The sequence below is a fragment of the Flavobacterium fluviale genome, assembly GCF_003312915.1.
GTDB lineage: Bacteria > Bacteroidota > Bacteroidia > Flavobacteriales > Flavobacteriaceae > Flavobacterium > Flavobacterium fluviale.
This window is the reverse complement of the sequence record NZ_CP030261.1, coordinates 2,018,070-2,035,208: the sequence shown is the minus strand read 5'-3', so window position 1 is coordinate 2,035,208 and position 17,139 is coordinate 2,018,070. Positions and strand designations below refer to the sequence as shown.

General features: G+C 34.0%; 10 protein-coding genes. 7 read left to right on the top strand and 3 right to left on the bottom strand.

Annotation, left to right across the window (positions count from 1 at the left end; genetic code table 11):
- The first annotated feature begins 61 nt into the window (after window positions 1-61).
- The 7 genes from HYN86_RS20970 (at window position 62) to HYN86_RS09050 (ending at window position 8,576) form a co-directional block, all read left to right on the top strand.
- On the top strand, window positions 62-238 hold the full coding sequence (locus tag HYN86_RS20970; protein WP_162789336.1) for a DUF5522 domain-containing protein: 177 nt from the start codon (window positions 62-64) through the stop codon (window positions 236-238).
- Window positions 239-387: 149 nt separating this feature from the next.
- Window positions 388-1,362: a 2-hydroxyacid dehydrogenase gene (locus tag HYN86_RS09075; RefSeq protein WP_113677740.1), complete on the top strand. Its 975-nt coding sequence runs from the start codon at window positions 388-390 to the stop codon at window positions 1,360-1,362.
- 490 nt (window positions 1,363-1,852) lie between these two features.
- Entirely contained in the window at window positions 1,853-3,829 is a 1,977-nt protein-coding gene (locus HYN86_RS09070) for a urocanate hydratase (protein ID WP_113677739.1), read from the top strand.
- Between the two features lie 152 nt (window positions 3,830-3,981).
- Window positions 3,982-4,521, top strand: a complete 540-nt coding sequence (locus HYN86_RS09065) for a DUF4136 domain-containing protein (RefSeq protein WP_113677738.1) — start codon at window positions 3,982-3,984, stop codon at window positions 4,519-4,521.
- A gap of 375 nt (window positions 4,522-4,896) precedes the next feature.
- A complete protein-coding gene (gene ilvA / locus HYN86_RS09060) occupies window positions 4,897-6,141 on the top strand; it encodes a threonine ammonia-lyase IlvA (protein WP_113677737.1) in 1,245 nt (414 codons plus the stop codon).
- 75 nt (window positions 6,142-6,216) lie between these two features.
- A complete protein-coding gene (locus HYN86_RS09055) occupies window positions 6,217-6,627 on the top strand; it encodes a group III truncated hemoglobin (protein ID WP_113677736.1) in 411 nt (136 codons plus the stop codon).
- A 173-nt stretch (window positions 6,628-6,800) separates the two neighbouring features.
- Entirely contained in the window at window positions 6,801-8,576 is a 1,776-nt protein-coding gene (locus HYN86_RS09050; RefSeq protein ID WP_113677735.1) for an aromatic amino acid hydroxylase, read from the top strand.
- A gap of 195 nt (window positions 8,577-8,771) precedes the next feature.
- Here the strand turns inward: HYN86_RS09050 and HYN86_RS09045 are convergent, their stop codons facing one another.
- The 3 genes from HYN86_RS09045 to HYN86_RS09035 form a co-directional block, all read right to left on the bottom strand.
- On the bottom strand, window positions 8,772-9,401 hold the full coding sequence (locus HYN86_RS09045) for a DUF4230 domain-containing protein (protein ID WP_113677734.1): 630 nt from the start codon (window positions 9,399-9,401) through the stop codon (window positions 8,772-8,774).
- Window positions 9,402-9,577: 176 nt separating this feature from the next.
- Complete coding sequence (gene tamL / locus HYN86_RS09040; RefSeq protein ID WP_113677733.1) at window positions 9,578-11,896, bottom strand: translocation and assembly module lipoprotein TamL; 2,319 nt, start codon at window positions 11,894-11,896, stop codon at window positions 9,578-9,580.
- Window positions 11,880-16,988 carry a translocation/assembly module TamB domain-containing protein gene (locus HYN86_RS09035; RefSeq protein ID WP_113677732.1) on the bottom strand — a complete coding sequence of 1,703 codons (5,109 nt, stop codon included), beginning with the start codon at window positions 16,986-16,988 and terminating at the stop codon, window positions 11,880-11,882. The genes tamL and HYN86_RS09035 overlap by 17 nt, the downstream gene beginning before the upstream one ends.
- Window positions 16,989-17,139: the final 151 nt, after the last annotated feature.

Below are 17,139 nucleotides of genomic sequence, written 5' to 3'. Positions count from 1 at the left end.
ATCATAATCAAATATTTATTTTTGATTTTTAAGAAATGAAAATACGACCGAAAGCAGTTTTATGAAAGAGCAAAGTAATGAAAATAAATTAATTGAAGGTGAAGATTTTTATTATACACCCGAAGGTTATAAATGCTTTACTGAAAAACACCATTTAAAAAGAGGTTATTGCTGCAAAAGCGGCTGTCGTCACTGTCCGTATGGATTTGACAAAAAAACAGGCAGGATTAGGAAATAATCTAATTAGAAAATGTGCCAATTTGATAATTAGATAATTATTCAAACTGAATTTTAAATTTAAACTAACCTCATTAAAAATAGATGTGATCGCCAACTTCAAAAAAATCTAAGAAGTCTAAAAATCTAACATCAAAAAATCTAAACAAAATGAACGTTTTTATAACTAAAAATATACCTGAAGCCGGCATTGCATTATTAAAGGAAAAAGGCATCAACATAACTATAAATCCAACAGAGAATGTATTATCAAGAGAGGAATTTATAAAAATCTGTCAGGAAAATGATGCTCTTCTAAATGTAGGTTCCAGTAATTTAGATGAAGATTTTTTTGAGCAGTGCCCAAATTTAAAAGGTATTGCTTTGTTTTCTGTCGGATTTGATTCTGTTAATATAGAATCGGCAAATAAGAGAAAAATTCCTGTTGGAAATACGCCTGATGTCCTGAGCAGAGCAACATCTGACACCGCTTTTTTATTGATGCAGAGTGCAGCCAGAAAGTCATTTTTCCATCATAAAAGAATTATAAATGGAGAATGGGAAGCGTTTGATGCATTGGCCAATTTAGGACAGGAACTTTATGGTAAGACATTGGGAATATTTGGTTTAGGGAGAATTGGTTTTGAAATGGCGCAGAAATGTAAAGCCGCTTTCGGAATGAAAATTATTTACCACAATCGTTCTCATAATGAAAATGCCGAAAAAGAACTTGATGCGGAATTTGTGAATTTTGAAACTTTACTTTCACAAAGTGATGTTTTGAGTGTTCATGCTAATTATACTTCAGAAAACAACGAACTTTTCAACAAAGATGCTTTCTCCAAAATGAAACCTAATTCGATTTTCATTAATACAGCAAGAGGAAAATTTCATAATGAAGAGGATTTGTATCATGCCTTAACCAATGATATAATCTGGGGAGCTGGACTTGACGTTACGAATCCAGAACCTATGAAACAAGACAATCCGTTATTAGAGCTGCCAAATTGCTGTGTTTTACCCCATATTGGTTCTGCAACCTACGAGGCCAGAAACGGAATGGCTGTTTGTGCCGCACAAAACATAATAGCACTTTCTGAAAATAAAAAAATGCCGTTTTGTGTTAATGAGGAAGTTTATATTTAAAATTCAATTTTTTTTAAATTCCAAATTCCAAATTCCAATCTAAAATCTAAAATCAACAATCTAAAATCAACAATCTAAATTATAAAATGGATATTCGCTCAAGAAAATTTAGGATTAAAATCCACAAATCTTATCATAGGTCGGATATTCGTTATCCTTAGTTTTTTTAATTAGAAAATGTGACAATGTGAAAATTTGAAAATGAGGCAATTAAAATAAATTCCAATTTCGTCGGCTAATATTTCGCTCCTCTGGAGCTTTTATATTGGGGTTACTGTTTTTCTATAATATTTCGCCTTTCCAAGGCTTTATTTATCAGCTCCAGAGGAGCTAAATATTTATAGAACCAATTAACCGTCAGTCACATTTAAGCCCCAGCGGGGCGGCATAATTAAAAAAAAACAAAAATTAATCTGTTGTTAATCTAACCGCAATATCTTAGCGTCTTAGTCCCGAGGCTTCGGGATAGCAACTTAGCATCTCTAAAAAAATGACTTTCAAAGAACAAATACAACAAGGAATTCCAAATATATTACCTCCAAAAAAAGAATACGATTCAACTATTAATCACGCGCCAAAACGAAAAGAAATTCTTTCGGCAGAAGAAAAAAAACTGGCTTTAAAAAATGCATTGCGTTATTTTGATCCTAAAGATCACGCCGAATTAGTTTCTGAATTTTCAGAAGAATTAGAAAAATACGGACGTATCTATATGTATCGTCTGCGTCCGGATTACAAAATGTACGCAAGACCAATTGACGAATATCCAGGAAAATCATTGCAGGCAAAAGCCATTATGCACATGATTCAAAATAATTTGGATTATGCTGTAGCACAGCATCCACACGAATTGATTACATATGGAGGAAACGGTGCGGTTTTCCAAAACTGGGCGCAATATTTATTGACGATGCAGTATTTATCGGAAATGACAGACGAGCAGACTTTGACCATGTATTCAGGACATCCGATGGGATTATTTCCTTCCCATAAAGAAGCGCCAAGAGTTGTGGTTACCAACGGAATGGTGATCCCGAATTACTCCAAACCAGATGATTGGGAAAAAATGAATGCACTTGGCGTTTCGCAATACGGACAAATGACCGCAGGAAGTTATATGTACATTGGCCCGCAGGGAATTGTACACGGCACTACAATTACGGTTCTGAATGGTTTCAGAAAAATAAAACTAAATCCAGAAGGAAATTTATTCGTAACTTCAGGTCTTGGAGGCATGTCTGGCGCACAGCCAAAAGCTGGAAATATTGCCGGATGTATTACGGTCTGCGCCGAAGTAAATCCGAAGATTACTAAAATTCGTCACGAACAAGGATGGATTAACGAAATTGTAACTTCTACAGATGAATTGATTGCGAGGGTCAATTCGGCGAAAGCCAATAAAGAAGTCGTTTCGATTGCTTATTTAGGCAATGTGGTTGATGTTTGGGAATGTTTTGATAAAGAAAATATCAAAATTGATTTAGGTTCAGACCAGACTTCACTGCATAATCCTTGGGCTGGAGGTTATTATCCGGCTGGAATTTCTTTTGAAGAAGCCAATCAAATGATGGCCGACAATCCGGAATTATTCAAAGAAAAAGTACAAGAGTCTTTACGTAGACAAGCAAAGGCTATTAACAAACATACTGCAAAAGGAACTTACTTTTTTGATTATGGAAATGCCTTTTTATTAGAAGCTTCACGTGCCGGTGCAGATGTTATGGCCGAAAATAATATCGATTTTAAATATCCCAGTTACGTTCAGGATATTATGGGACCAATGTGTTTTGATTACGGATTTGGTCCTTTCCGTTGGGTTTGTACTTCTGGAAAACCTGAAGATTTACAAAAAACAGATTTAATTGCCAGTCAGGTTTTGGAAGAAATGTCTAAAACTGCTCCAGATGAAATTCAGCAGCAAATGCAGGATAATATCAAATGGATTAAAGGCGCACAAGAAAACAAACTGGTTGTAGGTTCTCAAGCCCGAATTTTATACGCTGACGCAGAAGGAAGAGTTAAAATTGCAGAAGCTTTCAATCAGGCGATTGCAAAAGGTGAAATCGGCGCTGTTGTTTTAGGACGCGATCATCATGACGTTTCTGGAACTGACTCACCTTATAGAGAGACTTCTAATATTTACGACGGATCTCGTTTTACAGCCGATATGGCAATCCAAAACGTAATTGGAGACAGTTTTAGAGGAGCAACATGGGTTTCCATACATAACGGCGGAGGAGTTGGCTGGGGAGAGGTTATAAACGGCGGATTTGGTATGGTTCTTGATGGTTCTAAAGAGGCTTCAAAGCGTTTAGCGTCAATGCTTTTCTGGGATGTAAACAACGGAATTTCGAGACGAAGCTGGGCTCGAAATGAAGGTGCTGTTTTTGCCATAAAAAGAGCAATGGAAATTGAGCCTTTATTAAAAGTAACTTTACCTAATATGGTAGATGAAAGTCTTCTTTAGTTAAAGATATTTAAAAAAGATTTTATCATAAAACAAAGTGTCATCCTGAGCGAAGTCGAAGGCTAATGAAACTGAATGCTCAGCATGCCCGAAAACCAAAGTTATTTTATAATAAACTAATTACAAAACAAGAACATTAAATTTCTAATAATATGAAAACACTTAAGTTAATTCCGATTTTGCTGCTGTTGATACTTTCTTCCTGCAGCAGTGTTACTGTATATTCTGATTACGACAAAACTGTCGATTTTGCGCCTTACAAGACTTATGCTTTCTTTAAGCCCGGAATTGATAAAGTAGAAATTTCTGATTTGGACAAAAGACGTATTTTACATGCAATTGATGCAGAAATGCAGGCAAAAGGTTTGACCAAAAGCGAAAATCCTGATTTATTGGTAAATATTTTTACTAAATCGAGAGAACAGGTAAATGTAAATCAATTTAGTGCTGGCTGGGGTTATGGCTGGGGCTGGGGCTGGAATCCGTGGATGATGTACGGCGGTAACCAAACTACTGTTTCGACTTCTACCGAAGGAACTCTTTATATTGATCTAATAGATGCTAAAAAGAAAGAAATGATCTGGCAAGGTGAAGGTCAGGGAACTTTAACCAGAAACATTGATAAGAAAGATCAAAAAATAGCCGAATTCGTAAACAAAATTTTAGCTCAATATCCTCCGGCTAAAAAATAATCTTTAGCGTTAGTTTTCAATACATTTTTCAGTTTATTTCATAAAACTTAAAATATTTCTTGACTACTTCGCAAAATAATTAATACATTTGTTTCTTAGACAACAAAAAAATGACAAACTATACTAACATTATTATCTCTATTATCAGCATTATTGCAATTGAGCAATAATGGCGAGGTGTTATATAAGTCTGCATAATATAATTATAGAAACCTCCCAATTGGGAGGTTTTTTATTTTAAGAATAATTAAAATTCGCAACGAATACAGTAAATATTAAGATACTTTTTTTGCCACAGATTAAGAGGATTATAATGATTTTTGAATTTGTGAAAATCACTGAAATCTGTGGCAAAAAAAATTAAAAACAACGATTATGAGTTTATTTAACGAAGTCCTTAATGCAAAAAAGCAGCTCGAAGATGTAGTTGCTGCAACTCCTTTGACACAAAATTTGAATCTTTCCGATGAATTTGAAGCTACCGTTTTATTAAAAAGAGAAGATTTACAAATTGTTCGGTCGTATAAAATAAGAGGTGCATATAATAAGATTTCTTCGTTAAACGAAAAAGAAAAAGCGAACGGCATTGTTTGTGCCAGTGCTGGAAATCATGCGCAAGGCGTTGCCTATTCTTGTAATCTTCTTCAAATAAATGGCAAAATTTACATGCCAAAAACTACGCCGAAACAAAAAGTAAAGCAAGTCCAGTTGTTTGGAAAATCTTTTGTTGAAATTGTGCTGACTGGAGATACTTTTGATGACGCTTACGCTTCTGCAACTGCAGATGCAATCAAAAATCATAAAACATTTATTCATCCTTTTGATGACGAAAAAGTAATTGCCGGTCAAGGAACTGTAGGTTTAGAAATCTTAGAAAGTTTTAAAGAACCAATTGATTATGTTTTTGTTCCAATTGGCGGAGGCGGACTGGCTTCTGGTTTATCTGAAGTTTTTAGACATTTAAGTCCGAATACCAAAATAATCGGTGTTGAGCCAAAAGGAGCACCTTCCATGAAAACTTCAATTGAAGAAAATAAAAATACAGCTTTAAAAACGATCGATAAATTTGTAGATGGTGCGGCGGTAAAACAAGTTGGTGATAAAACCTTTGAAATCTGCCGATATAATTTGGAAGATATTATTCTCGTTCCCGAAGGAAAAGTGTGCACTACAATTTTACGACTGTATAATGAGGAAGCAATGGTTGTGGAACCTGCGGGTGCTTTAACAATTGCCGCTTTGGATTTTTATAAAGATAAAATTAAGGACAAAAATGTGGTCTGCATAGTAAGCGGCAGTAATAACGACATAGAAAGGACTGCAGAAATCAAAGAACGCTCACTGCTTTACGAAGGTTTGATGCATTATTTTATGATTCAGTTTCCACAGCGTCCGGGAGCTTTAAAAGAATTTGTCAATAATATTTTAGGTCCTGATGATGACATTACTTATTTCCAATTTGCCAAGAAAAACAGCCGCGAAGTGGGTTCTGTTGTTGTTGGTTTAGAATTGAAAAACAAAAATGATATTATGCCAATCAAATTGAAAATGACTGAAAATGGTTTTGAATTTCAATATTTAAATGACAACCAAGATTTGTTTACGCAATTGATTGGATAATTTTAAAATGATAAATGTCAGTAAATAGAAAAGAACTTATCACGTATTTTTGCATTCTACTTTAAATATTAAAAAATGGCAGCTCTAAAAGACATTTCCACTATAGAAGACATTAAACAAATGGTCGACAGTTTTTATGGCAACGTAAGAAAAGACGAACTTATTGGTCCCATTTTCAATGATAAACTGCAAGACCGCTGGGAACCTCATCTGCAGAAAATGTATAATTTTTGGCAGACTATTTTATTTGATGTCCGCGCTTATTCTGGAACGCCTTTTCCGCCGCACAAGCAACTGCCTGTCGATCAAACTCATTTCGACCGCTGGATTGCCATTTTTAATTCAACTATAGATACACAGTTCGCAGGGCCAATTACCGAAGAAGCAAAAATGCGCGCCACCAATATGGCTTTTATGTTCAGTCATAAAATTGAATATTTTAGAAATGCAGAAAATGAATTAAGAAATTCCATTAAAAAATCTTAAAAACTAATTGGCAAATAAAAACTAGATTCCTTACATCAATATATTTGAATAAATTAATCCCAAATCTATAAAAACGCAATAAAAATCACTTTCGAATAAAAATATTGTGGAGAACAGCAAAAATTAGCGGTCTAAATTCGTAATTTTACATTCTAATCTACAACGTTTGAGAAATGAACCCAAATATTGAAACTAATCCGTTATTAGAGCGATTGCCTAAACATTTACAGCAATTTATTAAGCCTCAAGATTATAGCGACTACACTCCTATCAATCAAGCGGTTTGGAGATATGTTATGCGCAAAAATGTAGATTATCTTTCTAAAGTTGCGCATCATTCGTATTTGGAAGGTTTACGCAAAACTGGAATTGAGATCGATTCTATTCCTAGTATGTATGGCATGAACCGTATTTTGAGCGAAATTGGCTGGGCTGCAGTTGCGGTTGACGGATTTATTCCGCCTAATGCTTTTATGGAATTTCAAGCTTATAATGTTTTGGTTATTGCTTCGGATATCAGGCAATTAGAACATATTGAATATACCCCCGCACCAGACATCATTCACGAAGGTGCCGGCCACGCTCCTATTATTGCCAATCCTGAATATGCTGAATATTTAAGACGTTTTGGCGAAATTGGATGCAAAGCCATTTCTTCTCACAAAGATTATCAAATGTACGAAGCCATTCGTCTGCTTTCTATCTTAAAAGAAGCTGAAGATACACCGCAGGAAAAAATCGACGAAGCCGAAAAAGCTGTTGCCGATTTGCAAAATGATATGGGAGAACTTTCTGAAATGGCGCAAATTAGAAACCTGCATTGGTGGACCGTTGAATACGGTTTAATTGGAACTGTTGAAGACCCTAAAATTTACGGTGCAGGATTACTTTCTTCTATTGGCGAAAGTGCTTGGTGCATGACTGATAATGTGAAGAAGATTCCTTATGATATTTCAGCGGCGAATCAGAATTTTGACATTACGCAGTTACAGCCTCAACTTTATGTAACACCTACTTTTTCTCATTTGAGTTTAATCTTAGAAGAATTTGCTAATAAAATGGCATTACGAACTGGAGGTCTCTCTGGAATTCAGAAATTGATTCAGTCTAATGCTTTGGGAACAATTGAATTGAGTACTGGGTTACAAATTTCTGGAGTTTTTACCGATGTAATTGAAGAGGAAGGAAAACCTGTTTACATTCAAACAACGGGAAAAACGGCTTTGGCTTACCGTGAAAAAGAATTAGTGGGCCACGGAACTTTAACACATCCGCATGGATTTGGAAGCCCGATTGGAAAATTGAAAGGTTTTAATCTGGCGATTGAAGATATGAGTCCGAAAGATTTGCAGGCTTACAGCATTGTAGAAAACGAGACTGTAAAACTAGAATTTGAAGGTAACATTATTGTTGAAGGTGAAATCATTACAGGTTCTCGAAACCTTCATGGAGAAATTATTCTGATCAGTTTTAGAAATTGTACGGTTACGAATGGCGAAACGATTTTGTTTCAGCCTGATTGGGGGAATTATGATATGGCAATTGGTAAAAAAGTTATATCTGCATTTTCTGGTCCAGCCGATGTGAATTCTTTTGATTTAATCAATATTGTTCCCACCACTAAAACAATTAAAGCAAAACATACTGAAGAGCGTGATGAATTAGAAATTCTATACGCAACAGTTCGTAACATCCGAAATAATAACGATTCTAAAACCGAATTAAAATCTGTTTTTGAGAAATTGAAGAACAATCATTCTAATGATTGGTTGTTATCAATTGAAATTGCTGAACTTTTAAAGGATTCAGATGAAAAACAGCTTTTACAAGAAGTCTTGGTTTATTTAGATCAATTGAAAGTTAAACGTCCTGAAATTTCACATTTAATTTCTGGCGGATTGGATTTGATTTTTGACAGCTCTTTGCCTGATTTACCACTAAGACACTAAGGCGCGAAAGTTTTTTATTTTTTGAGTTTTTTAAGCTTATTTGTCATTTCGAAGGTGGAGAAATCACACTCGATATTCGACAAAGATTGAAGATACTATACGGAGTTTCTAGTGTAATTTCTCCCTTCGATCGAAATGACAAAATTACGAAAAAACCTTTGAACCTTTGCTACTCTGAACCTTTGTACCTTTCCTCTACAACTTCAAATCTTGATTTAACTCAGTCTCAGATTCAATAACTTTTCCGTTGTATTGTAACTTCCAGCCCATTGAATTTGTCATGATTAAGATTTTTGACAATTCACTTATCAATCGGTTTTGAGCGTTTGTTTTTAGAGTTGATTTCTCGATTTTTTTAGCCAGATTGGCTTTTACCGATTTATTGATTTTATTGTAGTCATCTCCCGTAAACGGATTCAGTTTACTTTGTTCAACATCATAAAACTGAATATCTGGATTTATAGTAATTTCTTCTTTTGGAATATTTAAAATGGTAATCGTTTTATTTTTTTCATCGATGTCGTATTTCATTTTATGCAGATCATAAGCAACTGTAACATTTGCATTTACCACTACGAGCGCCTTTTTCTCAAAAGAAACCATATCCATTAAATACTTTTGCTGGTTTTTATAAGTGATCACTTCCGAAAAATGTCCTTCGGTGACAACTAATTTCCCGACATTAAGAATCTGCTGCTGAATTAAATTAGTATTATACTGAATATCAGAATCGTCTTCTTTCTTAAACTGGCAATATTTAAAAGCCAGAACAATTAATAAAACGATGATACAGACACCTATAATTCTCTTGATTAAGTTTTGCATTCTAATAAAATATTTAGAACTAATTTACTTCTTTTTTTACTATTCTCTGTCACGAATTTCACTAATTAAACTAATTTTTTGAAATGTCAAATTTGATATTCTTAATTTTAATTTGTGAAATTGATAAAAAACGTAAACTTAAGATTTGTGAAAATTCATGAAACTAGCGGCAAAAATTAGAACGGATATCCGATCGCAATATTCAAAATCAGGTTGTCTTTTCTCCAAGAACTATCTCCAAAATCAATCTTATCAATCACCCAGCGCTGTCCATCTGGAAGCGCAGGATTACGAAGCGGAATTGCTAAATCTGTTCTTAAAATCAAAAACGACAAATCAAAACGCAAACCTACTCCGGCGCCCACCGCAAGTTCTTTCATAAAATCTTTTGAAATTTCAGCTCCTGGTTTATTTGGATCGGCATTTAAAAGCCAAATATTTCCAGCATCTAAGAACACTGCTCCTCGAACAATACTAAACAATTTAGCTCGATATTCTGTATTAAATTCCAATTTCAAATCTGCTGATTGATCTGGTGTATAATTATTATTCGTAGTCGGCGGAATCACATAACTCCCCGGCCCCAACGTTCTGGCTCTAAAAGCCCTAATACTATTGGTTCCTCCTACTACAAATTGTTTTGAAGTTGGAAGTGTATTGGAGTTTCCATAAGCAAATCCAGCACCAACAATCAATCGGCTGGCTAATTCGCTTTCTTTACCAAGTTTTAGATAATGCCTGAAATCTGTTTTGATTTTTACATATTGGCTAAACGGAACATCAAATATTTTTATAGTGTCGTTCTTTTTAATATTTGCACCTGTTATCAAACCTGTTAGGTTTCCTGCCAAATCCAATTCACCATTAAAATAGATGGTGTTTTTTCGGCGTTTCTGCATGGTGTTCGTATAAGTATAGTTGTACGTTGGGCCAAAAATCAACTGCTTTTCAATTACTCTTCTTAATGCCTCATCCTGCTCAATATCAGCCAAATATTCTGGTGTAACATGATTTGGACTCACGTAAGTAATGTCAATTACATTTAACTGATGTTCTTTACGAATATTTTCTTTCCATAAATAACCAAATGAAGTATTAAAAGAATTCAAAGCATACAACTGTGTTCTTTTTTGATATTCGTAACGCAAAGTTGCTTTCGTTCTTGGTACAAATTCGCTGTTTCCTTGTATATTAAATGGTGTAATAAATCGCGGCCAAGTCAAACTAACTTCTCCCCCGAGTTTATAAATATTTCTTCCTTTATTTACTCCGCCAAGCTGGAAATCAGCACCTCCAAAAATTGAAGCTGTAAATAATTCCGCTCCTCTGAAAAAGTTTCGATTGTTCCAGTTTAGGTTTAATTCTGTCCCCGTATAACTTGCTGAATTGGTTTTACCAATAACTTCAACACGAATAAATTTTTTAGGAAGCAAGGTTAAATAATAATAGGAATTTAAAGCATTCGGAATCGAATCAGATGGTTTAAATTCGTTTTTCACAAAACTGAATGTTCCAAGATTTACAAATCGGTTTAAAGTTAAATTGTGATCTTTTCTATTGTATAAATCTCCTTTTTTAAAGTAAATCGTTCGATCATAAACTCTTGGTTTAAAAGTTTCCGCAGTGTCTATTATTGTAAAATCTTTGTATTGTGTGATATTTCTTTTTCGGTAAACGGCACTATCATTTGTAAGTGAATAATTTGGATAAACAAATATTTTATCAATCTTGTAAGAAGTCAACGCTTTTACCGGCGTATCATCTTTAATGACAAGTCTAATTTTCACTTCATGATTTCCTTTGGTACTGTCTACTTTTGCCAAAATGTAATCTGGATTAAAATAAAAATATCCATTTTCTTTTAATCTCGCATCAATACGTTCTCTCTCAGCTTTAATGACATCCAAATCGTAAGGCTTTCCAACTTTAAGAAGACTTCTACGATGGCTCTTAGCTATAATCTTTGATATTCTTAAAGAATCATCAGGAAAAATAACACTTTTTATGATGTATTGCTGCTTCGGAGTAACGGTATATTCTGCAGTTACTCTTTTATTTCGAACAGTCGAATCGGCGCTTACACGGCTTTTAAAATAACCTCTGTTTTCCGTAAAGTTTCGCAAAACCGATGCATTATAATCTAAATCAACTTTGCTGAATAAAACTGGTGCTTCACCCATTTTATTACGCAGCCAATATCTGGTTCCTTTTTGTTTTTTAGGTTCGCCTGCCAAGTTATAAATCCATAATTTAGGGCGTAAACCCAAAATCTGTTTGTTCGGTTTTGGACGCAATAAATCTTTCAATTCGGTTTCCAGCGCCTTACGGTCTTTCTTTTTCATGAGAGAATCTTTTACGGTAACCGAACCGCCGACATAAAGCAAATCGCCTTCTGGAAGATATTTCGTATTACTGCATCCTACAATAAAAAACAAGGAAAACAGTGTCATACACTTGATATAAAAATGTGTTATATGTTTATGTTTTCTGCTCATTTCCTTCAATTTGTTTTTCTTCCTGATTTTGTATTTCTGGTTTTTCTTTTGCTTCCTTTTCTTTCTGTTTTTGCTTTTCTTTTCGAATTTTTTCTTCGCGGATCATTTCTTTTTCCTGCTCACTGCGATGAAACAATTCTCTAAATTTGTTGTAACTCATTGTAATCACAAACGCAACTCCTGTTTCAACAACCTGACCTTCAACAGCAACTTGATATTGGTTTTTTCTATAGGCACGAACCATATATCGTCCGTCTTTTGTTAATTGATAGTCTAGAGCAACGTCACCTGCAATATTTGTACTTTCTTCGTTTGCACGTTCTTGGCCTTCAACACCAAAACTGCTTCCAACTGTTACTTTCAATCTATCATCCAGCAGTCTTTTAGAAACTTCAACATTTAGGTCGGTTCTATTCTGCATCGTTCCAGTTGTGTAATCTTCTGTAGATTCTAAGTCAAAATTCACTTCAACCCCAGTAATCAGTTCGCCTGCAAGATTGTTTAACTGCTGCGAAAGTATTTTACTCACACTTTGTCTGGCAAAAGATTCAGCACTTGCACCGCCGCTTTCGCTCGAAAACGGATTTTCTCCAACAAATCTATTTAATAATAAAAGTGCAAAAACCTGTTTATTTAATTCTGCCGGGTCTTGTTCCAGTTGTTTTAACCTTGTCTGCGTAAGTTCAACCACATCTGAGGCAACATTATAATTTCCTTCAGGAAGTGTAATTCCAAAAGAAATTTCTGGTTTCATCAGCTCGCCGTTCATTTTCAATAAAGTCTGAAAAGGAAGTTTCTGTTTATATGTATTTTGCACCGTTTGAGGTTCACTTTTTAACTGGTTACCCAATAAATCAATCGGCGCTGCATCTACTTTATAAATGGCTGTTATATTTAAGTTGGCTAATGTCGGCTCACCATTCCATGTGATGTAACTTCCTTTCTGAATATCAAATTTTCTTCTGATACCATTGAAATTCATTTCGTACGCTCCATCCGAAAACTCATATTTACCAGTCAAAGTTGTTTTACCCGATTGATCGATTCCTCCGACTAATTCTGCTTCACCTTTTAATTTTAGATAATCACCATTTCCTTTATCGATCAGCAAAGTCAATTCTGCTTCTTTATCAATCGTAATGGCAACGTTTACATCCATTCCTTTCAATTCCGATTGATCGAGTTTATTCTGCATGTCAACAGTTTGTTTCAGATACATATTGTCTTCATCAACAAACTCTACAATTCCTTCTCGATCTGCAATTGAAGGATCTGACTGCGGCAATACAACCGTAAATTTTGTTTCTTTATTTATTTTGATTGTTCCGTCGACAACTGGACTATCCAAATTTCCTTTGATATTCAATTTGGTATCCAAAAACAAATCACCATAGAATAAATCATTATCTGCTGCTTTAGAGTTTATGGCTCTAAAATCATTTGCTTCTACCAGAAGATTAAAATTATACTTCACAAAATCAGCCGATTGAATTGTTCCGTTTACATACAATTCGTTATCATTTTCATCAAAAAGTGAGAACTTATCAAATGAGATTGTTTCATTATTAAACGTGATTTTTTCTTGTCCAATTTTAAAGTACGAATTCAATTGTGTGACTCTAAAAGCGGCATCATTAAAATTCAATTCGCCATTAATTTTTGGAGCAGAAGTATTTCCTGTCAATTTAAAATTTCCAGATAGAAAACCTTTTCCTTCTGTTATATTTCCCATACTAAAACCTTGAACACTTTTGATATTCAACTTATTAATTGCAACATCAAAGTCAAAATTCCCTGCATCCAGTTTATAATCTCCAGTTAATTTTACATCATTTCCTTCGTCGCTTAAAGCAACATTTGCGGCAAGCGTATTAGCGGTTTTATTATCCACTTTTATTTCTAAATCACCTACTTTTTCTGCTTTAAAAGTAAAATCATCAATTTTTAAATCTGATGTAAATGTCGGATTGGTCATAACGTTTTCAACCAAAGCATTTCCGTTTATCAGACCCTGCATCAACAATTCATCTTTTTTAACCATATTCATAATGGTCTCAATTTTGAAGTTCACAAAATCAACCTGAAGCGGTGCGTTATTTTGAGTTCCCTGCGATTGAATTTTTAATTGATTACCAGAATTTTCTAGATAAAACTTATTGATATAAAGTCTTTTATCTCCAAATTCAATTGCATTTTCAGGATCAACATTCCATTTATCATAATTTAAAACGAAGTTTTCTGCATCAATTTTAAAGATGTTTTTAGAATTTTCATGGTTCAGATTTCCAGCAATATAATATTGCTGTTTGTCTTTAACATCTTTCACTTCCAGCGCATACGTCAAAACATTGTTTTCTACTTTTCCAGACAAACTAGTAAACGGAATTTTAAGAGAACCGCTTTCGATTGTAGCCACAGAAACCAAATATTCTAAAGCATTTTCTTTGGCTTCAATATTGATTCTTCCGTCTGAAATAGTATTATCGGCATACACGATTCTCGGAATAGTTCCTTTTATGGCTAACGAATCTGTTTGGTTTTTATAATTTCCATTTATGGTAAAAGGCTCTAATCCAGTTAATTTTGGCAATAATTTAAAAAGCACAGGATCATTGTCTACTTTTAATTTGAACGCCAATCGCTGTTCGTCAGATTCTGCATTGACTTTCGGATTTTGAAGGTCAATATATTTAGACAATGATTTTTGAATTGAATTAGATAAAGTAGTCAGCTTATATTTTCCTACTACCTCAGCTTTTAAGAATTGTGACGAAATTTTAATCGAATTACTGTCTTTATCTGCAAAAGCAAGAACGCGGATCGAATCTAAAACAATTGGTTCGGCATCCTGCAAAATCTGAATGTTCGAAAGAAAAACTTTTCCGTTTAAGAAATCAGGATTGCTGTTTGCTATATCTGCATCCACATTTCCGCGAAGCTTCATTGGTCCGGCATGCAGATTCAGTTTTTCTAAATCGGCTATATCTAGATTTAACTTTAATTTTATACTTGGATACTTGTCTTTGGTATCACCTGAAGCTGTTAAATCAAAATTCAGATTTGGATCTTTCATTCCAGATTTTACAGCGAAAGAACCATTTTCGATATTTCCTTTTAAAGCTAAATCTTTGTACGTATAGCGATTAAAAACAGCTTTTTGCACCAGACCATCAATTACCGCATTTGCCGTTTTAGGGTCTAAACCATTTCCTTTTACTTTCGCTTTAAGCGTAATTTTTCCGATCGAATCGTTTTTAATTAATCGGCCTACATTAAAATCCAGTAAATAAACCGTTGCATCGTATTTTTCTCTTTTTTTAATACGCTGATCAAATAAAGCATCAACTTTTGCATTTCCGAAACTGCTTTTTAAGGCCAGATTGGTTTTAAAGTTTTGAACCGATCCTTTAAATTTTCCCTGTAGATTTAGTTGAGAAGGCAGTTGGATATTTTTTGGAATTGTCCCAGCCGGCACAAACATATTAATGTCTTTTGCAGTGCTCGAAATGTTTTTAATATTCAAGTCGTAATAGGCTTTTTGCGCATCCGGCAGTCCGGCGATTTTCCCCGAAAGGGAAACTCTTGTAGAACCTATTCCGCTCATTTCGAATTTCGAAATATTCAGATCTTTTACTTTTCCATTTACTCGGCTGTCCACATACAAAATTGCATTTGGATTGCTCTTAAACGGATTTGTTTTTTGTAAATCTGGCACAAACAATAAAATGTCTTTGAAACCAATTTTTGATTGTTTCAAATTAGCATCAACAGCCAAATTTCCTAAATCTTTTTGAAGAGATTCCAGCGATTTGTATGCTGCTTTAATTTTATCCTGCACAAGTGTTTGAGGCGTTTTCAAATACAAATTATTCAAATACGCATTTTTTGGTCCGTAAAAGAAATCTGTTTTTAGAGCCTGGATTTCTAAACCGCTTTTTTCGTTTACTGTAAGTGTTTTTATGTTTCCAGAAATCGTATCATTTGCATAATATAATTTCTCTGCTTTAAAATTGAATTTACTCAAATCTAAATGACTGTAATCTAAACCTTTTGTTTTAGGTTTTGACTGCATATCATCAAATTTAAAAGCTATATTTTCTAGATTGGCATCATTCAGCTTAACTTTCCAGCCTGCTTGTTTGATAGAAGTTGAGTCTAAATCCGGCGCTTGAATTTGTTTGTCTTTTGCACCTAATCGTAAATTTCCGCTAAGGTTTTTCACTTCAAAAGTTTCAAAATCTAAAAGCTGCTTATTGAGGTTAATTTCCTTTACAGCCAAATTCAAATTTCCTAAACGAATGCCCGAATTTAATTTTGAATCTTTGTTGTCGTATAAAATATCAATTTTAGCTAAAGTGATTTTATTCAGCGCAAGTTTGAAATCTGGGCGTTTTGAAATGGTATCGACAGTCTTAACCGAAACTTCGGCAATTCTTTCCACAACATCTTGATCTAAAACTACTTTTAAGCCATTTAAATTAATATTCGGAATATTAAAATCCATTTGATCAAGGTCAAATTTCTTGAATTTGGTATCGAAATGTGTCAGATTAACGCGAATGTCATTTTTAGAGAAATCGTCTTTAAAATTGAATTTTACCTGATCCAGATTTACTTTTACTACAGAAATTTTGAAAGGTTTTGCATCTGGATCTTCAACTTTTGGTTCTTTAGATTCAAACGCTTTAATGATGTAATCGAAGTTAAAAACACCATCTTTATTTCGTGAAATATTAGCTTTTACATTTTCTAGAGAAACCGAATTGATTTCGAGTTCGCTGCTTACCAATTTAAAAAGATCAACATCAACCTCTAATCTCTTACCAGCCAGTAAGGTATCTTTTTTCTGGTCTTCAAAATAAAAACCTTCCAGCACTACATCTTTTGGAAATTTAATAGAAATATGATCTAACGAAACCTTGGTCTTAATCTTATTATGAAGGAAAGTAATCGCTTTGTCTTTAACGAAATTCTGAACTGATGGAACTTGAATTAATATAATAAGAAGAAGTAAAAGTGCCACTATAGAAACCACGCACCATAACAGTACACGAAGTGTTTTTTTAAAATAATGAATGGGTTTCTTATTCATACGTCAATAAAATACATGATTAAATTGCTTCTGAAAAAAGCATAATTAGACATTTTACAAAAATGTAAAATTTAAACTTTAACAATTTACACAATTATCAGGAATTATTCTAAAATTTTACTGTTAAATAACCATTGATTGAATAGTATGA